At 54.0% G+C, this 15,446-nt stretch carries 12 protein-coding genes and 1 other RNA gene; 8 read left to right on the forward strand and 5 right to left on the reverse strand.

The genetic code is table 11. The features are described from left to right. Position 1: 1 nt before the first annotated feature. From ETV65_RS01115 to ETV65_RS01125, 3 genes are all read right to left on the reverse strand, one after another. Positions 2–84, reverse strand: a non-coding RNA gene (locus tag ETV65_RS01115) — RtT sRNA. 330 nt (positions 85–414) lie between these two features. Further along, positions 415–3,945: a pyruvate:ferredoxin (flavodoxin) oxidoreductase gene (gene nifJ, locus ETV65_RS01120; protein ID WP_129951173.1), complete on the reverse strand. Its 3,531-nt coding sequence runs from the start codon at positions 3,943–3,945 to the stop codon at positions 415–417. Between the two features lie 241 nt (positions 3,946–4,186). Beyond that, positions 4,187–4,843: an MgtC/SapB family protein gene (locus ETV65_RS01125; protein WP_129951174.1), complete on the reverse strand. Its 657-nt coding sequence runs from the start codon at positions 4,841–4,843 to the stop codon at positions 4,187–4,189. Positions 4,844–5,078: 235 nt separating this feature from the next. Between ETV65_RS01125 and ETV65_RS01130 the strand changes: the two genes are divergently transcribed. Then, on the forward strand, positions 5,079–5,360 hold the full coding sequence (locus tag ETV65_RS01130; protein ID WP_129951175.1) for a DUF333 domain-containing protein: 282 nt from the start codon (positions 5,079–5,081) through the stop codon (positions 5,358–5,360). Positions 5,361–5,417: 57 nt separating this feature from the next. Here ETV65_RS01130 and hslJ read toward each other — a convergent pair whose 3' ends face one another. Then, positions 5,418–5,840: a heat shock protein HslJ gene (gene hslJ, locus ETV65_RS01135; protein ID WP_129951176.1), complete on the reverse strand. Its 423-nt coding sequence runs from the start codon at positions 5,838–5,840 to the stop codon at positions 5,418–5,420. A 243-nt stretch (positions 5,841–6,083) separates the two neighbouring features. On the opposite strand from hslJ, the gene ETV65_RS01140 reads away from it, so the two are divergent. From ETV65_RS01140 to ETV65_RS01160, 5 genes are all read left to right on the forward strand, one after another. After that, the gene (locus ETV65_RS01140) at positions 6,084–7,187 is read left to right on the forward strand and encodes an ABC transporter ATP-binding protein (RefSeq protein WP_129951177.1); all 1,104 of its coding nucleotides are present in this window, start codon (positions 6,084–6,086) and stop codon (positions 7,185–7,187) included. A 64-nt stretch (positions 7,188–7,251) separates the two neighbouring features. Then, positions 7,252–8,532, forward strand: coding sequence for an ABC transporter substrate-binding protein (locus ETV65_RS01145; RefSeq protein ID WP_129951178.1), 1,281 nt, complete (start codon positions 7,252–7,254; stop codon positions 8,530–8,532). A 17-nt stretch (positions 8,533–8,549) separates the two neighbouring features. Further along, entirely contained in the window at positions 8,550–9,461 is a 912-nt protein-coding gene (locus ETV65_RS01150; RefSeq protein ID WP_129951179.1) for a sugar ABC transporter permease, read from the forward strand. Continuing rightward, positions 9,458–10,273 carry a carbohydrate ABC transporter permease gene (locus ETV65_RS01155; RefSeq protein WP_129951180.1) on the forward strand — a complete coding sequence of 272 codons (816 nt, stop codon included), beginning with the start codon at positions 9,458–9,460 and terminating at the stop codon, positions 10,271–10,273. Before ETV65_RS01150 ends, ETV65_RS01155 begins: the two co-directional genes overlap by 4 nt. A gap of 20 nt (positions 10,274–10,293) precedes the next feature. Beyond that, positions 10,294–11,223 carry a metallophosphoesterase gene (locus ETV65_RS01160; protein WP_129951181.1) on the forward strand — a complete coding sequence of 310 codons (930 nt, stop codon included), beginning with the start codon at positions 10,294–10,296 and terminating at the stop codon, positions 11,221–11,223. A 73-nt stretch (positions 11,224–11,296) separates the two neighbouring features. Here ETV65_RS01160 and ETV65_RS01165 read toward each other — a convergent pair whose 3' ends face one another. Then, positions 11,297–12,283, reverse strand: a complete 987-nt coding sequence (locus ETV65_RS01165; RefSeq protein WP_129951182.1) for a 2-hydroxyacid dehydrogenase — start codon at positions 12,281–12,283, stop codon at positions 11,297–11,299. A gap of 242 nt (positions 12,284–12,525) precedes the next feature. On the opposite strand from ETV65_RS01165, the gene ETV65_RS01170 reads away from it, so the two are divergent. Both ETV65_RS01170 and ETV65_RS01175 read left to right on the forward strand, forming a co-directional pair. Next, entirely contained in the window at positions 12,526–15,252 is a 2,727-nt protein-coding gene (locus tag ETV65_RS01170) for a YdbH family protein (RefSeq protein ID WP_129951183.1), read from the forward strand. Further along, positions 15,249–15,443, forward strand: coding sequence for a YnbE family lipoprotein (locus ETV65_RS01175; protein ID WP_129951184.1), 195 nt, complete (start codon positions 15,249–15,251; stop codon positions 15,441–15,443). Before ETV65_RS01170 ends, ETV65_RS01175 begins: the two co-directional genes overlap by 4 nt. The last annotated feature ends 3 nt before the right edge of the window (positions 15,444–15,446 follow it).

A 15,446-nucleotide genomic window follows, 5' to 3' on the forward strand; every position in this document is an offset into this window, starting at 1 on the left:
TTACTCGGCCTGTGGCCTCGCCCTTCGGGCCGTCACTTCGTGACGTTGTCTCGCATAGCTCGACCCGAGCCACAGGTCTCGAAGCCGCTCCGTTCAGCAAGATTTCTGAATCGCCTTCAGCTTTTTTAAAACCACAATCAGTTAAGTTGCGCAGTAGAAGCCAGAGGCCGGTTCCAAAATCACGCCGGACGAGAGGTGGAAAACCGCGCGGTATTTTGCGCGGGTTGTAACCCGATGGGAGGGCACCGCGCAGCGGCGGGATTTTGCGGCTATCACCGCGCCCGCTGAAACATAGCCTCCAGCGGAGCGCGCAGTGAAAGAGCCCGGGGGTCTTGGGGGCGGCGGCGATAAGCCGCCCCCAAGTCGGTGTGGGCCGACGCCCACGACTTTGAACTTGAAGTTGAGAAAAAAGACTCAAGACTCTGATTCGGTCTTCTTACCCGCCAGCATGGCCAAAAAGTCATATTTCTGTTGTAACTCTTTCTCCGCCGCCGCATACAACATGTCTGCCACTTCCGGCGGTTGGGCATTTAATCTTCTGAACCGCTGCTCATTATTGAGCGTATCGGTCAGCCCGCCGGATGGCGGTCTGGAATCGAGAGTCAGTGCCGGTTTACCTTCTTCCACGCGACGCGGATCGAAGCGGTACAGCGGCCAGAAACCGGTGGTGGTCAGTTGTTTCATCTGGTCGTGGCTGAGCGCCAGATCATAGCCGTGTTCTTCACACGGGCTGTACGCAATAATCAGCGACGGCCCCGGATACGCTTCGGCTTCCTGTATAGCTTTGACGGTCTGGTTAAGCTGGGCACCGAGTGATATCTGCGCGACATACACATGACCGTACATCATCATGCTCACCCCCAGATCTTTGCGCGATTTGCGTTTACCCTGCTCAGCGAATTTCGTGACTGCGCCGAGCGGGGTGGCTTTCGATTGTTGTCCGCCGGTGTTGGAATAACATTGTGTATCGAGCACCAGCACGTTGACGTTTTCGGTCAGACTCAGCACATGATCCAGCCCGCCGAAACCAATGTCATAAGCCCAGCCGTCACCGCCAATCAGCCAGATGGATTTGTCTACCAGATAATCCGCATCCGTTGATAACTGACGCGCATCCGGTGTGCCGATATCTGCCAGAATTTTACGCAACGCCGTGACATGTCCGCGTTTCACTTCCGGTGCGGAGGTGTCATCGCGCAGTCCGCCGAGCACGTCAGCCGGAATATGCTCTTCCAGTGAAGTCAGCAGACGCAGCACGCGGCGGCGATGCTGATCAACGGTCAGGCGGAAGCCCAGCCCGAACTCGGCGTTGTCTTCAAACAGAGAGTTTGCCCATGCCGGACCACGGCCATCAGCGTTGGTGGTGTAAGGCGTTGAGGGCAGATTACCGCCATAAATAGAGGAACAACCGGTGGCATTAGCGATCAGCAAACGGTCGCCATAAAGCTGGGTCAGCAGTTTGATGTAAGGTGTTTCACCACAGCCTGAACAGGCACCGGAGTACTCAAACAACGGGGTGATCAACTGAGAGGTGCGGATATCAATACGTTCCAGCGTGGTTTTATCAATTTCCGGCAGTTTAAGGAAGAAATCGTAACTGGCGCGTTCTTCTTCAAGATGGGTGATGCGATCCGCCATATTAATGGCTTTGACCGACGGATCCTGACGGTCTTTCGCCGGACAGACTTCAACGCACAGATTACAGCCGGTGCAGTCTTCCGGTGCGACCTGCAAGACATATTTCTGACCGCGCATGTCGCGGGATTTCACATCCAGCGATTGCAGCGCAGACGGGGCGTCTGCCATAAATTCCGGCTGAACCACTTTGGCGCGGATCGCCGAATGCGGGCAGGCGGCGACACAGTGATTGCATTGCGTGCACAAATCCGGCTTCCAGATCGGCACTTCTTCGGCAATGTTACGTTTTTCCCATTGGGTGGTGCCGGTCGGCCAGGTGCCATCCGGCGGGAAGGCCGAGACCGGCAGCGCATCGCCAAGACCTGCCAGCATAGTGGCAGTGACGGTTTTGACGAAATCCGGTGCTGCGTCGGACACAATCGGCGGACGTTTGCGGGGATTTTCAGGAACAGGTTGCAGCGGCACGGCGACCAGTTCTTCCAGCGTGGCGGCCAGCGCCATCCAGTTACGGGTCACGATCTCTTCACCTTTGCTGCGGTAACTGCGGGCAATCGCGCCCTGCAATTCTTTCAGCGCGTCATCGCCCGGCAGAATCTGTGTCAGGTGGAAAAACGCCATCTGCATGACGGTATTAATGCGTGCACCAAGTTTACATTCGCGGGCGATTTTGGCTGCGTTAATCACATAGAAACGCGCCCCGCGCTCAAGCAGTGTGGCCTGTACTTCGAGCGGTAAACGTGACCAGACCTCACCGGCGCTGAACGGGGTATTGAGCAGGAAAATGCCCCCCGGACGCAGACGTTCTGCCATCTGATACAAATCGATAAACTGCCACTGATGGCAGGCGACAAAATGCGCCTGACTCACCAGATAGGCGGATTTGATCGGCTTTGTACTGACGCGCAGATGCGACACCGTCAGGCCACCGGCCTTTTTAGAGTCATAAACAAAATAACCCTGTGCGTACATTGGCGTGCTGTTGCCGATAATCTTGATATTGTTTTTGGTGGCCGACACGGAACCATCGCTGCCCAGCCCGTAGAACAGGGCTTCGAGCGACGCGTGCTGTGGTAACTCTTCTTCTGCGACCGGCAGCGACAAGCCGGTGATGTCGTCATAAATGCCGACGGTAAAACGCGGGCGCGGCTGGCTGAGTGACAGTTCACGGAACACGGCGAGCACGCAATCCGGCCCGAATTCTTTTGAGGATAAGCCGTAACGGCCGCCGGTCACTTTTGGCAGTGAATCACGTTCGCCACGCGAATACGCTTCCGCCAGCGCAGTCATCACATCAAGGTATAACGGTTCTGCCAGCGCACCCGGTTCTTTGGTGCGGTCAAGCACGGCAATGCTTTTTACCGTTTGCGGCAGCACAGATAACAAATATTCAGCGCTGAATGGCCGGTACAGCCGCACTTTCAGCACGCCCACTTTCTCGCCGCGGGCCATCAGGGTTTCAATCACTTCTTCTGCGGTGCCGATCCCGGAACCCATCAGCACAATCACCCGTTCAGCCTGCGGATCACCGATATATTCGAACGGCTTATATTCACGACCGGTGAGGGCAGCAAAGGCCTTCATCGCGTCGATAACGTGCTGGCAGGTAGCATTGTAATAAGGATTAGTGGCTTCACGGGACTGGAAATAGGTGTCCGGGTTAGCCGAGGTGCCGCGGATCACCGGATGATCCGGTGACAGCGCGCGGGCGCGGTGGGCGTCAATCTGCGCCTGCGGCAACATCAGCCGAAGGGTGTCATCACTGAGCGGCGCAATTTTGTTGATTTCGTGTGAGGTACGGAAACCATCGAAGAAATGGATAAAGGGTACGCGGCTGTTGAGACTGGCAACCTGAGAAATCAGTGCAAAATCCTGCGCTTCCTGCACGCTGGCCGCAGAGAGCAGGGCGCAGCCAGTCTGGCGCACGGCCATGACATCAGAATGATCACCAAAAATTGACAACGCATGGGTTGCCACGGTACGCGCCGCCACATGCAGCACAAACGGCGTCAGCTCACCGGCCAGCTTGTACAGCGTCGGGATCATCAGCAACAGACCCTGCGACGACGTGAACGAGGTTGACAGTGCGCCGGTTTGTAACGCGCCATGGACGGTAGAAATCGCACCGGCTTCCGACTGCATTTCCATGACGGCCGGGACATCGCCCCACAGATTTTTCTTTCCTTCGCCTGACCAGGCTCCCGCAATTTCGGCCATGGTTGAACTGGGCGTGATCGGGTAGATAGCAATCACTTCATTGGTGCGATAAGCCACGGAAGCGACTGCATTATTACCATCAGTGGTGATCATGGAATACCTTTTGCTTTGCTCATAATGGCGGCCAGCGCAAAAGTCGTTTTGCTGGCGAGAATGTTAAAAGCTTAGCAGAGGCCGGATTAATCGATTTATCCTGATTGTGTGCAGGGCTATTTCAGCTGATATTTGAAGTGGTTACGCAATGACCACAGGCACTGGGATTATTATTAGCCGCTGTGCTTCAACCGGTTTGAGACAGCGGCTAAATAGGGTACAGAAGAAATGCCCGAGGGGATTAATTAATATCGATACGTTTTATTCCTTTCACCGACATCAGCGCTTCATACAATTTATCCACACTTTGTTTCGGCCGCAGGATCACATCCAGAACCAGTTCACATTTACTTTCATCTTCGTCGCGCTGATTAATTTTGATATGGCCCGGACGAATTCGCATTTTTTGTAACTCCAGTAACACCACCGGCACACTTTCCGGCAGCAGACGTATTTCAATTAAATGGTGATGTCCGACCCAGTGGTTGCTGATCTGGCGGAAAACCTCCAGCACAATTAATGTCATGAACGCGCCATAGATGCCGATTTCATAGAGTCCGCTACCTATCACCAGCCCGATGGCGGCGGTCACCCAGAGTCCGGCCGCGGTGGTTAAACCTTTCACAATCTGTTTCTGAATAATAATGGTTCCGGCGCCAAGGAACCCCATGCCACTGACCACCTGTGCCGCCACACGGCTCGGGTCAAAGCTGACGTGAGTTTGCATCAGAATATCGGCAAAGCCGTATTTCGATACAATCATAAACATAGCGCTGCCAATCCCTACCAGTATATGAGTACGCAGACCGGCCTCTTTGGCACGTAACTGACGCTCAATACCAATTAAGCCGCCCAGGGCACCGGCGAGGGCAATACGAAGTAAAAAGTCTGTCAGCATACAAGCTCCTTATCATTATATTTTCCAGACAATGCAGGGGAAAAAGTGGTTAATTACTGTTAATTTTATTAGCCAAAGAAATAACCCGTAGAAATAAAATGTGTCTGAGTGTTTAAATTTAAGATTATTTTAGGAAAAAGTTGATGTTATTTTACTGAAGGGCTCGACTCAGGCGAAAAACGTCGGATATGATGGCGACTCGCAAAAAAAACCGTCATATTCAGGAGCAGTACAGATGATCACTGCGTTTCGCGTGTTACTGGCCGCCGGTGTGCTGGTGTTAGCCGCATGCAGCAGCCATGACGATTCGGCTGATGTTCCCCAAAAAGGTAACAGCGTTAATATCGGGCAACGTACCGTGAACATGGACAGCCCGGCCTATGCAGCCTGTTCAATGGCGGGCGGGCAATTACGGATGGCGCCGCAACTCGATGGCAGCCGCGTCGGTATGTGTTCGCTGGCCAACGGTCGCCAGTGCTCGGAAAGTGCTCTGATGCAGGGCGTGTGTAAAGCCTGATAATCGCCAGACAGCCGTCTGGCGTTTTTGCATTTAACGCGGCAGCAAATTGCCCGTTTACATCCGGTCTTTCAAACGATAAACCAACTGGTGTTTGCCCTGGGTGAGGGTCAGCTTGCTATCCTGCAAGGTGAGCGCCGCACCGTTATTGAGCACATCACTGATCACATGATCCCATCTATTCAGGTTTTCATCCGGGCATAACATCATGGTGGATGCGAGCCCTTTTACGGTCAGTACATTATTATGCAACTGACCCTGACCCATGAAGTTATTACACATTTTGCCGGATATGTGCATGTCTGAGCCAAATTCAATTTCCGGAATGCGTCCTTGCGCAGCAGGGACAGTCTGCCCATCTACGCTCAGCAACTCAAAACGGTGATGCTGCAGATCAGTCTGTTTAACGCCAGTGTTCTGATTCATGCTGCAAGCCCCCAGAGTTATTGCGGCGGCCAGAACAAACAGTGACTTTTTCATCTTCTCTCCTGAGAAATATTCCTTTGATGCTTGCCATGTCGATACATTCAACTGACTTATGCGATATTTTCTGGAGCATTATAGCGTGAATGAATGAGAATTTTAAGCCCTTAACTCCCTCGCCTGCGAAGGGGAAGGAGCTTAAAACCTTGTCCGTCTTTATCCCGTCATCTTCCCATCATAAAAACGTCATTTTAGCCCGCTAGGTTATGCCCATCATGGTTCAGAGAGATGCATCGCGGCATGAGCTTTTTATCACTCCGTCATATCCGGAAATCCTGGGGAACAAAAATTGCACTCAATGACATCAGCTTTGATGTGGAAGAGGGTGATTTTATTGCCTTACTCGGCCCCTCAGGCTGCGGAAAATCGACATTACTACGGACCATTGCCGGGCTGGAAACAGCAGAAAGCGGCACGTTATATTTTCAGCAATCTGATGTCACCACGCTGACGCCTTCTCAGCGCAAGCTGTCGATGGTGTTCCAGTCTTATGCATTATTCCCGCACATGAATGTTCGCGAAAATCTGCTATTCGGATTGCGCGCACGCGGTGAAGACAAGCGGCATTTTGCGACGCGGCTGGCGGATGTCAGCAAGCTGATGGAACTGGAACCTCTGCTCGACAGGTTACCTGCGCAGCTTTCCGGTGGTCAGCAACAGCGCGTGGCGCTGGGCCGGGCGGTGATCGCCAATAACAGGCTGTGCCTGATGGATGAGCCGCTGTCTAATCTTGATGCCAAACTGCGCCAGAGTATGCGCCGCGAAATCCGTGCAATTCAGAAAAAGCTCGGCCTGACCTTGTTATATGTCACCCACGATCAGACAGAAGCGATGAGCATGGCCGACAAAATCATCCTGCTCAACGACGGCTGTATTGAACAGCACGACACGCCGGATAACCTTTACAACAACCCGACCAGTATTTTTGCCGCGCAATTTATTGGCGCGCCGCCGATGAATATTCTGCCGCTCGAACGCCGCGGGCAGCATCACTATCTTGCCGGTACGCCGTTGCCCGTGGTGGAAAACTTTAATGAAAACGATCTGAGTCTTGGCCTGCGAGCCGAAGATATTCAGCTGATTTCGCCTGAACACGCCAGTTTGACCGCGCAGGTGGTCAGCCATGAATACATGGGGGCAGATACCCTGGTGGCCTGCGCACTGACCGGCTATCCGGCGCTGCTGACAGTGAAAGTTGCGGGCATGAAACGTTTTGCCGACGGCCAGAGAATCGGGCTGCAATGGACCACGGGCGCACAATATTTTTTCATCACAGCAGACGGAAAACGCTGCTTCCACGCTGAGCAATCCTGTTTGCAGTCAGATCAGAGAGTTGCCGTGTAGTTGTCATTTTTTGCAGTTATTTATTTTTCTGACTCATACAACGCCTATTGCCGAAGGGAAAATTATGTCTATTGTTCACCGTTTTTCACGTCTTGCTACCGCCGTTCTGCTCATCACCAGCACCTCTGCTTTTGCAGCAGATCCGGTGAAACTCCAAATGTATTACCCGATTGCTGTCGGTGGGAAAATCAGTCACACGGTGGATACGCTGGTGGAAGATTTCCAGAAAACGCATCCTGATATCAGCATTCAGCCGGTCTATACCGGTGATTACGCCACGACGGTCACCAAAGCGCTTACTGCATTTCGTGGCGGCAATGCTCCGCAAATCGCGGTAATCGGCGATATCGAAGCATATTCCCTGATCGACGCGGGCGCGATTTTGCCAGTCAGCGATCTGGCGAATGACGCGGACGGCAAACAATGGATCGACGGTTTTTATCCGGCCTTTATCCGCCATATTCAGGGCAAAGTGTGGAGCATTCCGTTCCAGCGTTCGACGGTCGTGTTGTACTGGAATAAACAGGCGTTTGAGAAGGCCGGTTTGAATGGCGACACACCGCCTGCCAGCTGGCAGCAGGTGGTCGATTTCGGTAAAAAACTGGTCGTACATGACGGTTCTCAGGTGAAGCAGTGGGGCATTGAAATTCCTTCCACCCCAAACGGTTACTGGAATTTCCAGGGGATTGCAGCCACCAACGGCGGCCATCTGGATAATGGTAAAGGTACGGCGGTGACTTTCGACACGCCAGCCAACGTAGAAGCCCTGCAATGGCTGACTGATCTGGCGCAGAAGGAAGCGGTTTCACCGAAAGGTACTATTGCCTGGGGCACCACGCCGCAGGACTTTATCGACGGTAAAACCGCGATGATGGTCACGACCACCGGCAACCTGACTACCGTGCGTGAAAATGCCAAATTCCCGTTCGGCGTAGCGATGCTACCGGAGAAAACGCAGCGTGGCAGCCCGACCGGCGGTGGCAATCTTTACGTCTTCAAAAACACTACGCCGGAACAACAGAAAGCGGCGCTGGCGTTTATCCGCTGGGTTTCCGCTCCGGAGCAGGCCGCGCGCTGGAGCATCGCCACCGGGTATGTCGCGACATCGCCTGCCGCGTGGGAAACCCCGGTCATGCAGGATTATGTGAAACAGGTTCCGCAGGCACTGGTGGCCCGCGAACAGCTGAAATATTCACAGCCGGAACTTTCAACTTATAACAGTGTGCAAATCCAGGAACTGATGAACCACGCGATTGAAGCTGCCGTCACGCAGGCAAAAACGCCAGCCGAGGCGCTGAGTTCGGCGCAGAAACAGGCTGACCGGCTGCTGAAACCTTATCAGTAAGGATAAAAAGGAACAGCATGAGCACATTTCACGCGGTCCTTCCGGCCACCCGCACACGCGGGTTGTCATTACAACTTTATGGCTATCTGTTGGTGTTGCCTGCTTTAGGATTTCTGCTGTTATTTACCCACTATCCGGCGCTGGCAACGGTATGGGAAAGCCTGTTCAGCGCTGCCCGCAGCGGGCATCCGGCGCAGTTTGTCGGACTGGATAACTACCGTGCGCTGCTCGATGACGATGTGTTTATGTTGTCATTACGCAATAATTTACTGTACGCCCTGATCACCATTCCGCTGTCCGTCGCGCTTGCGCTGCTGATGGCGCTGGCGGTAAACCGCCGTCTGCGGGGGAATGCTCTGACCCGCGCCGCTTTCTTTATTCCTTCGCTGTTACCGATGGTGGCGATTGCCAATCTGTGGCTGTTTTTCTATACGCCTCAGCTCGGTTTGCTTAACAAAATGCTGGCGTTGTTTTCGTTGCCAGCGGTCAACTGGCTGGGCGAGCCGGGTACGGCACTTTACAGCCTGATGGCGGTTTCAGTCTGGCGTGAGGCCGGATTCTTCATGATTTTCTATCTGGCCGCATTACAGCAAATCGACCCGCGACTGGCTGAAGCGGCACAAATCGAAGGGGCATCGCGCCGCTATTTCTTCCGGCGGGTGCAGTGGCCATTGCTGATGCCGACCACATTATTCGTGCTGATCAACGCCTCGATGAATGCCTTCAGGATTGTCGATCAGGTGATTGCGATGACCAACGGCGGACCCGACAACAGCACCAGCTTGCTGCTGTTTTACATTTACCGCACGGCATTCAGTTACTGGGATTTACCGGCCGCGTCGGCAATGACTGTGGTACTGCTGGTGATCCTGGCCGTTATCGCGCTGATTAAATTTAACCTGCTGGATAAAAGGACGCACTATCAGTGAAACCATTTTCTTTCAGCCGTCTGATCCTGAATTTTACTATCTGGCTGGCGGCGTTACTGTGGTTTTTACCGGTGCTGGTCGCGGTCTGGGTGGCTATTCATCCGGCATCGGTGCAGGGCAGTTTTTCACTGTTTGCGCCGCTCACTTTGCAGAATTTCATTAATGCCTGGCAGGCGGCACCGTTTGCCCGCTACTTTATGAATACCACCTTGCTGGTGCTGATGATTGTGGTCTGTCAGCTGATTCTGGCAACACTGGCAGCGTATGCCCTGGTGCGGTTTAAACTCAAAGGTGCCGGGCTTATCTTCGCGCTGATCCTGCTGCAACTGATGATAAGCCCCGATGTGCTGATCCTGAATAACTACAAAACCATTGGTGCGCTCGGGTTGCGCGATACGCTGGCGGGCATCGCGCTGCCGTATTTTGCCTCGGCGTTTGCCATTTTCCTGCTGCGCCAGACGTTTAAAAGTATCCCGCTGGTACTGGAAGAAGCGGCGGTGGTGGAAGGTGCCAGCCGGTTTTATATCCTGCGCAAAATCTACATTCCGCTGGCGAAACCGATCTACGTCGCCTTCGCGCTGGTATCCGTCAGCTTCCACTGGAACGATTTCCTCTGGCCGTTAGTGATCACCGATTCAGTCAAAGTGCGGCCGGTCACGGTCGGATTGCAGTTATTTTCTGCGCCGGAGCAGGGCGTGCAATGGGCGCTGATCAGCGCCGCCACCCTGATGACGGTGTTACCGCTGCTGGTACTGTTTCTGATATTTCAGCGTCAGTTTGTTCAATCCTTTATGCGGGCAGGGATCCGGTAAGATCCCGACAGGAGAATATTATGACCGTGTCCATGTTATCCCCTTTATTATCTGAACGGCAGGAACAGGCACTGGGCAATGTCAGTTCGCTCTATCAGTTGCCGGAAGTCCACGACGCGCTGGTCAATGGCGCAAGGCTGCGCTTCGGGCTGATTGCTGACCCGCAATACGCCGATGCTGAACCAGAGAAAATCCGTTACTACCGCAACAGCCTGAATAAACTGGCCACCGCCATCAATGAGCTTAATGATCTCAAACTCGATTTTGTCGTCACCCTTGGCGATCTGGTGGACAGAGACTGGAGCAGTTTTCAGGCCGTTCTTGCCCGTTATGACGCGCTTCGTCACCCGCATGCGGCGGTGATCGGCAACCACGACGCACAGGTTATTTCCGAGCATCTCGGGGCGCAGAAACCGGCCATCGGCTTACCGAAAAGTTATTATTCCTTCAGTTTGCCGGGTTATCGTTTCCTGATCATCGACGGTAACGACGTCAGTTTGTACTGCAACCACGCCAATGGCGATGACCGTCAGTTAGCGGAATATATGCTGGCAGAACTGACCGAATGCCAGCAGTCACAGGCGCAGCCGTGGAACGGTGCTGTCGGGCGGAAACAACTTGAATGGATTGAGAAAAATCTGCATGAAGCGCGTGAGCAGCGCGAGGCCGTACTGGTTTTCGGTCATTACCCGCTGACACCGGTTAACAGCCACAACTTGTGGAATTGCGAAACGCTGGTGGAATTGCTGTGCCGTTACGACGTTCGTGCTTACTTCGCCGGCCACGATCACCGGGGTGGCTACGACCGTGTGGATAATACGGATTTTATTACCCTCAAAGGCATGGTCGACGGGGAAAGCAGCCTGCCATTTGCCTCGGTCACGCTGGCTGATGATGTGCTGACCCTCACCGGTTACGGCACGGAAATCAGCCGGGTGCTGAGTCGCTGAATGCGCTTCGGCAGTAATGCTAAAAGAAAAGGCTCACCTGAGTGAGCCTCAGACACCTGACCGGATAATGCGATCAGAGCAGATTCGGGCAGGCCACCCCTTTCGCCAGCTGATCAATATTCATCAGTGTGGTTTCTGAAATGCTGGTCAGCGCGTCGCTGGTCAGGAAGGCCTGATGGCCGGTGAACAGCACGTTGTGGCAGGACGACAGGCGGCGGAAAACGTCGTCAAGGATCACTTCATTAGAATTATCCTCGAAGAATAAATCGCGTTCATTCTCGTAAACGTCCATACCCAGCGCGCCGATTTTTTGCTTTTTCAGGGCATCGATAGCGGCGGTGGCATCCAGCAATCCGCCACGGCTGGTGTTGACGATCATCACACCGTCCTTCATTTTAGAGAACGCTTCTGCGTTGAGCAGATGATGATTTTCCGGCGTCAGCGGGCAGTGCAGGGAAATGACATCAGATTCTGCATACAGCGTATCCAGATCAACATATTCCGCACCGAGCTCCAGTGCCAGCGGGCTTGGATACGGATCAAACGCCAGAATGCGCATGCCGAAACCTTTCAGGATACGCATCGTAGCCACGCCAATTTTACCCGTACCGATAATACCTGCGGTGCGCTGATACATATTAAAACCGATCAGGCCTTCCAGCGAGAAGTTGGCTTCACGTGTGCGCTGATAAGCGCGATGAATGTGGCGGTTAAGACACATCATCATACCCACTGCATGCTCGGCCACCGCTTCCGGCGAATAGGCCGGTACGCGGACAACGGAAATCCCCAGTTCTTTCGCGGCGTCTAAATCGACATTGTTAAAACCCGCGCAACGCAGGGCCAGCGTTTTTATCCCCAAAGACGCCAGTTCCTGCAATACTTCGCGGCTGCCATCGTCATTAACGAAAAGGCAGACTGCATCGGCACCTACCGCCGTTTTCGCCGTTTGCGGGGTCAGCAAAAAATCGAAAAACTCCAGTTGATAGCCATAGTGTTCGTTGACCAGTTCCAGATATTTCCGGTCGTAATTTTTAGTACTGTAGACAGCCACTTTCATGGTGTTTCTCCGCAGTGAGTTTGAATCTCTGGCGAAAAGCTTTCTGCATGTTTTATAAGGAATAAACAGTTTCAGAAACTATTCGCAATATGTCACCAAACTAGCAGAGCGCAGGAAGGCAGACAATTTATCCTGTGCTATTTGATTCAGGCGTCCTGGCATTCCTGTCATCAGTTATTACGCTAATTATGATATCTTGCGGGCGTTTAGACCTTTTAGTGAAGCATAAGACAAGGCAAGTCATGAGGAACGGACTAAAGAAAGGCGCGCAGATACTCCTGAGTATAGTGGTGATTATGGCGCTGCTGCTGTGGGTGTTATGGAAAACTGTGCCGCGCTGGTTACCGGTTATCGCCAGCCACTGGCTGCCTGGCGGAACACAACTGGTGCTGAAGGGGACGCCGCGCTGGTCCGGCGGTAATCTGCAATTGCCGGGCCTGCGCTATCTGGCCGGCGACTGCACCCTTGCAACGGCGCGAAATGCCCGTCTTAGTCACGACACCGGTCGCTGGGCGCTGAAGCTCGATGCACTGACGGTCGACACCGCCTGTCTGGCAAAACTGCCCAAAAACGACAGTCAGACAACGTTTTCCCTCTCAGACATTCAAAACATGCTGCCTGCCGGCAGCGTCAGCATTGGTCAGCTTTCCGTAACGCCGTGGCAACGTTACGCCGCCAATGTTCAGATCACCAATCTTGACGGCGTACAGCATCTGTCGGTCAGCGGCGATGCCCTGAAACTTGAGGCCGAACTTGACGGCAACCTTCAGCTTGCCATCCGTTCATTCAGCCTGACACCGCCGGGCAGCCCGCAGCCGGTGATGCTCAGCGGTAAACTGCTGCTTCCGGCGAATCTCGATCAGTTGCCTGAATCCGGCGAACTGCATGCCGAAATGCAGACGGCACAAGTGCCTCAGCCGCTGGATATTACGCTGAACTGGCAGACAACCGAAGGCATACTGACGCTGGCCGAAAAGGGCAGCGATAAGCCTCTGGCGATGCTGCCCTGGAAACTCAACAATAACGAATTACAGATTACGCAGGGACAATGGCGCTGGCCTTATGCGACGCAACCGCTGGCCGGGGGCGTAAACCTGACGCTCAGCGACTGGTCACCGGCGTTTGATCAGACCAACATCACCGCCCGGCTGAACGTGCTGACGCAGGGCCACAACGGCAAGGCCAACGTGGTACTGACACTCGGGCCGGGACGCATTGGTTTACTCGACAGCGATGTAGGCTTTCGCCTGACCGGTCAGGCAAATCTCCAGGCCACGTCCCTGAGTGCGTCATTGCCCGGTCAGCTCAGCGGATCGCTGCTGAATCCGACGCTTTCGTTGCGCAGCGGTTCGCTGTTACGTGCATGGGGTAAGCCGACGCCGGAACTGACCATCAGCGATGCGCGATGGCCGCTGGCAGGGGTCAAAGTGTCCGCTGAGGGCGTGAGCGGGCCGTTACAGGCGATCCTGAAAGCCCGTCACCGTTTCTGGGGCGCGTTTGATCTGCATCTCAGCGGCAAGTCGCTGGCATTCTGGCCTGATGTCGGACTGTGGAATTTCAATTACTGGGGCAATGGCCATCTGCCGCCACTCAATGGCCGCTGGGACATGTCCGGCAAAGGCCAGTGGCATGATAATCTGATCAGCATTAATTCGCTCTCGACCGGATTTGACCGTCTGCATTACGGGCTGGTGGATGTCGATGCCCCACGTCTTACGCTTGTACACCCTTTACTCTGGAAACGTCCGCCCTCCGCCCGCTTCAAACCGCAGTATCCTGATATGCCGACGGCGTTTAAGGGGGACATCAGGCTGGTGGCCCGGAAGATTTCGCTGGCGAACGGAGGCTACCTGCCGCCTGCCACGCTGGCGTTACAGCTCAGCGGCGACAGTCCGGACAGTTTCATGATGCGCGGGATGCTGGATGCCAAACCGATCGGCCCGATCCGACTCAACGGACGCTGGGACGGCGAAAGGCTGCGCGGTGAAGGCTGGTGGCCGAAACAACAACTGACGGCATTCCAGACGCTGCTCACACCCGATCTGAACATCAAATTACGTGAAGGAACCTTCTACGCACAGTCGGCTTTTTCGGCTGCCCGTGGTCAGGGGTTTGTGGCCGGTGGCCACTGGGTGGTGAAAAACGGTGGCTTCTGGATGAAAGACGGCGACCTGAGCGGGCTGGATTTCAGCCTGCCGTACCGCCTTCAGGACCAGGTCTGGCAGCTTGGCGTGAAAAAACCGGTGACGCTGCGTATCGGCGAAGTGAATAATCTGGTCAAAATGCAGAACGTGACGGCCGATTTACAGGGGCATTATCCGTGGAGTGAACAATCGCCGCTGACCCTGAGCAATCTGGGCGTTGATATGTTGCGCGGCCATCTCAGCCTGTCGGCGCTGCGCATGCCGCAACATGATGCGGCAGTGCTGAAGCTCGAAAAAATCAATCTCAGCGAACTGTTTACGGCGCTTAAGCCTAAGCAACTGGCGATGTCGGGGGTGATTTATGGTGAGCTGCCGCTGTATGTGGAAAATCCGCAATGGATCATTCATAACGGCTGGATCAAAAACGACGGCAGCCTGACGCTGCGCCTCGATCCGCAGTTTGCCGATGCCATGGCCAGCGGTAATTTCGCCAATAGTATGGTAATTGGCCTGCTGCGGTATCTGGAAATCAGCCGTTCCGATGCGCGGGTCAGCCTGGATAATCTTGGTGTGCTGACCATGAAGGCCAAAGTTGACGGCGTGAATTACACCGACACGACGCACGGTGGCAACAAAGAAAAACGTGAAATCGTCCTCAATTATTCCCATGAGGAAAATATCTATCAGCTTTGGCGCAGTTTGCGTTTTGGCGACAATCTTCAGGAGTGGCTGCAACAGCAGATGTCTTTGCCTGCTGATGCGCTGTCAAAACGTCCGCCCGCAGCGGGACAGAAAAAGGATCCAACAGTGAGGAAGGAACAATGAAATTGCGACTTGTCGGCCCGGGCATGGTGCTTTGCGTAATGATGCTCAGCGGCTGTGTGCCACGTATCGAACTGGCCGCGCCGAAAGAGCCGATCACCATCAACATGAACGTGAAAATTGAACACGAAATTCATATTAAAGTGGATAAAGATGTGGAAGATCTGCTGAAAAATCAAAGTGATTTATTCTAGGAG

The sequence above is a fragment of the Rahnella sp. RFA10(1/100) genome (assembly GCF_004195115.1).
Classification (GTDB): domain Bacteria; phylum Pseudomonadota; class Gammaproteobacteria; order Enterobacterales; family Enterobacteriaceae; genus Rahnella; species Rahnella perminowiae.

What these genes read in the sequence shown, in the direction of transcription:
- nifJ (WP_129951173.1), bottom strand. Translation starts at nt 3,945, where the DNA reads ATGATCACCACTGATGGTAATAATGCAGTCGCTTCCGTGGCTTATCGC.
- ETV65_RS01125 (WP_129951174.1), bottom strand. Translation starts at nt 4,843, where the DNA reads ATGCTGACAGACTTTTTACTTCGTATTGCCCTCGCCGGTGCCCTGGGC.
- ETV65_RS01130 (WP_129951175.1), top strand. Translation starts at nt 5,079, where the DNA reads ATGATCACTGCGTTTCGCGTGTTACTGGCCGCCGGTGTGCTGGTGTTA.
- hslJ (WP_129951176.1), bottom strand. Translation starts at nt 5,840, where the DNA reads ATGAAAAAGTCACTGTTTGTTCTGGCCGCCGCAATAACTCTGGGGGCT.
- ETV65_RS01140 (WP_129951177.1), top strand. Translation starts at nt 6,084, where the DNA reads ATGAGCTTTTTATCACTCCGTCATATCCGGAAATCCTGGGGAACAAAA.
- ETV65_RS01145 (WP_129951178.1), top strand. Translation starts at nt 7,252, where the DNA reads ATGTCTATTGTTCACCGTTTTTCACGTCTTGCTACCGCCGTTCTGCTC.
- ETV65_RS01150 (WP_129951179.1), top strand. Translation starts at nt 8,550, where the DNA reads ATGAGCACATTTCACGCGGTCCTTCCGGCCACCCGCACACGCGGGTTG.
- ETV65_RS01160 (WP_129951181.1), top strand. Translation starts at nt 10,294, where the DNA reads ATGACCGTGTCCATGTTATCCCCTTTATTATCTGAACGGCAGGAACAG.
- ETV65_RS01165 (WP_129951182.1), bottom strand. Translation starts at nt 12,283, where the DNA reads ATGAAAGTGGCTGTCTACAGTACTAAAAATTACGACCGGAAATATCTG.
- ETV65_RS01170 (WP_129951183.1), top strand. Translation starts at nt 12,526, where the DNA reads ATGAGGAACGGACTAAAGAAAGGCGCGCAGATACTCCTGAGTATAGTG.
- ETV65_RS01175 (WP_129951184.1), top strand. Translation starts at nt 15,249, where the DNA reads ATGAAATTGCGACTTGTCGGCCCGGGCATGGTGCTTTGCGTAATGATG.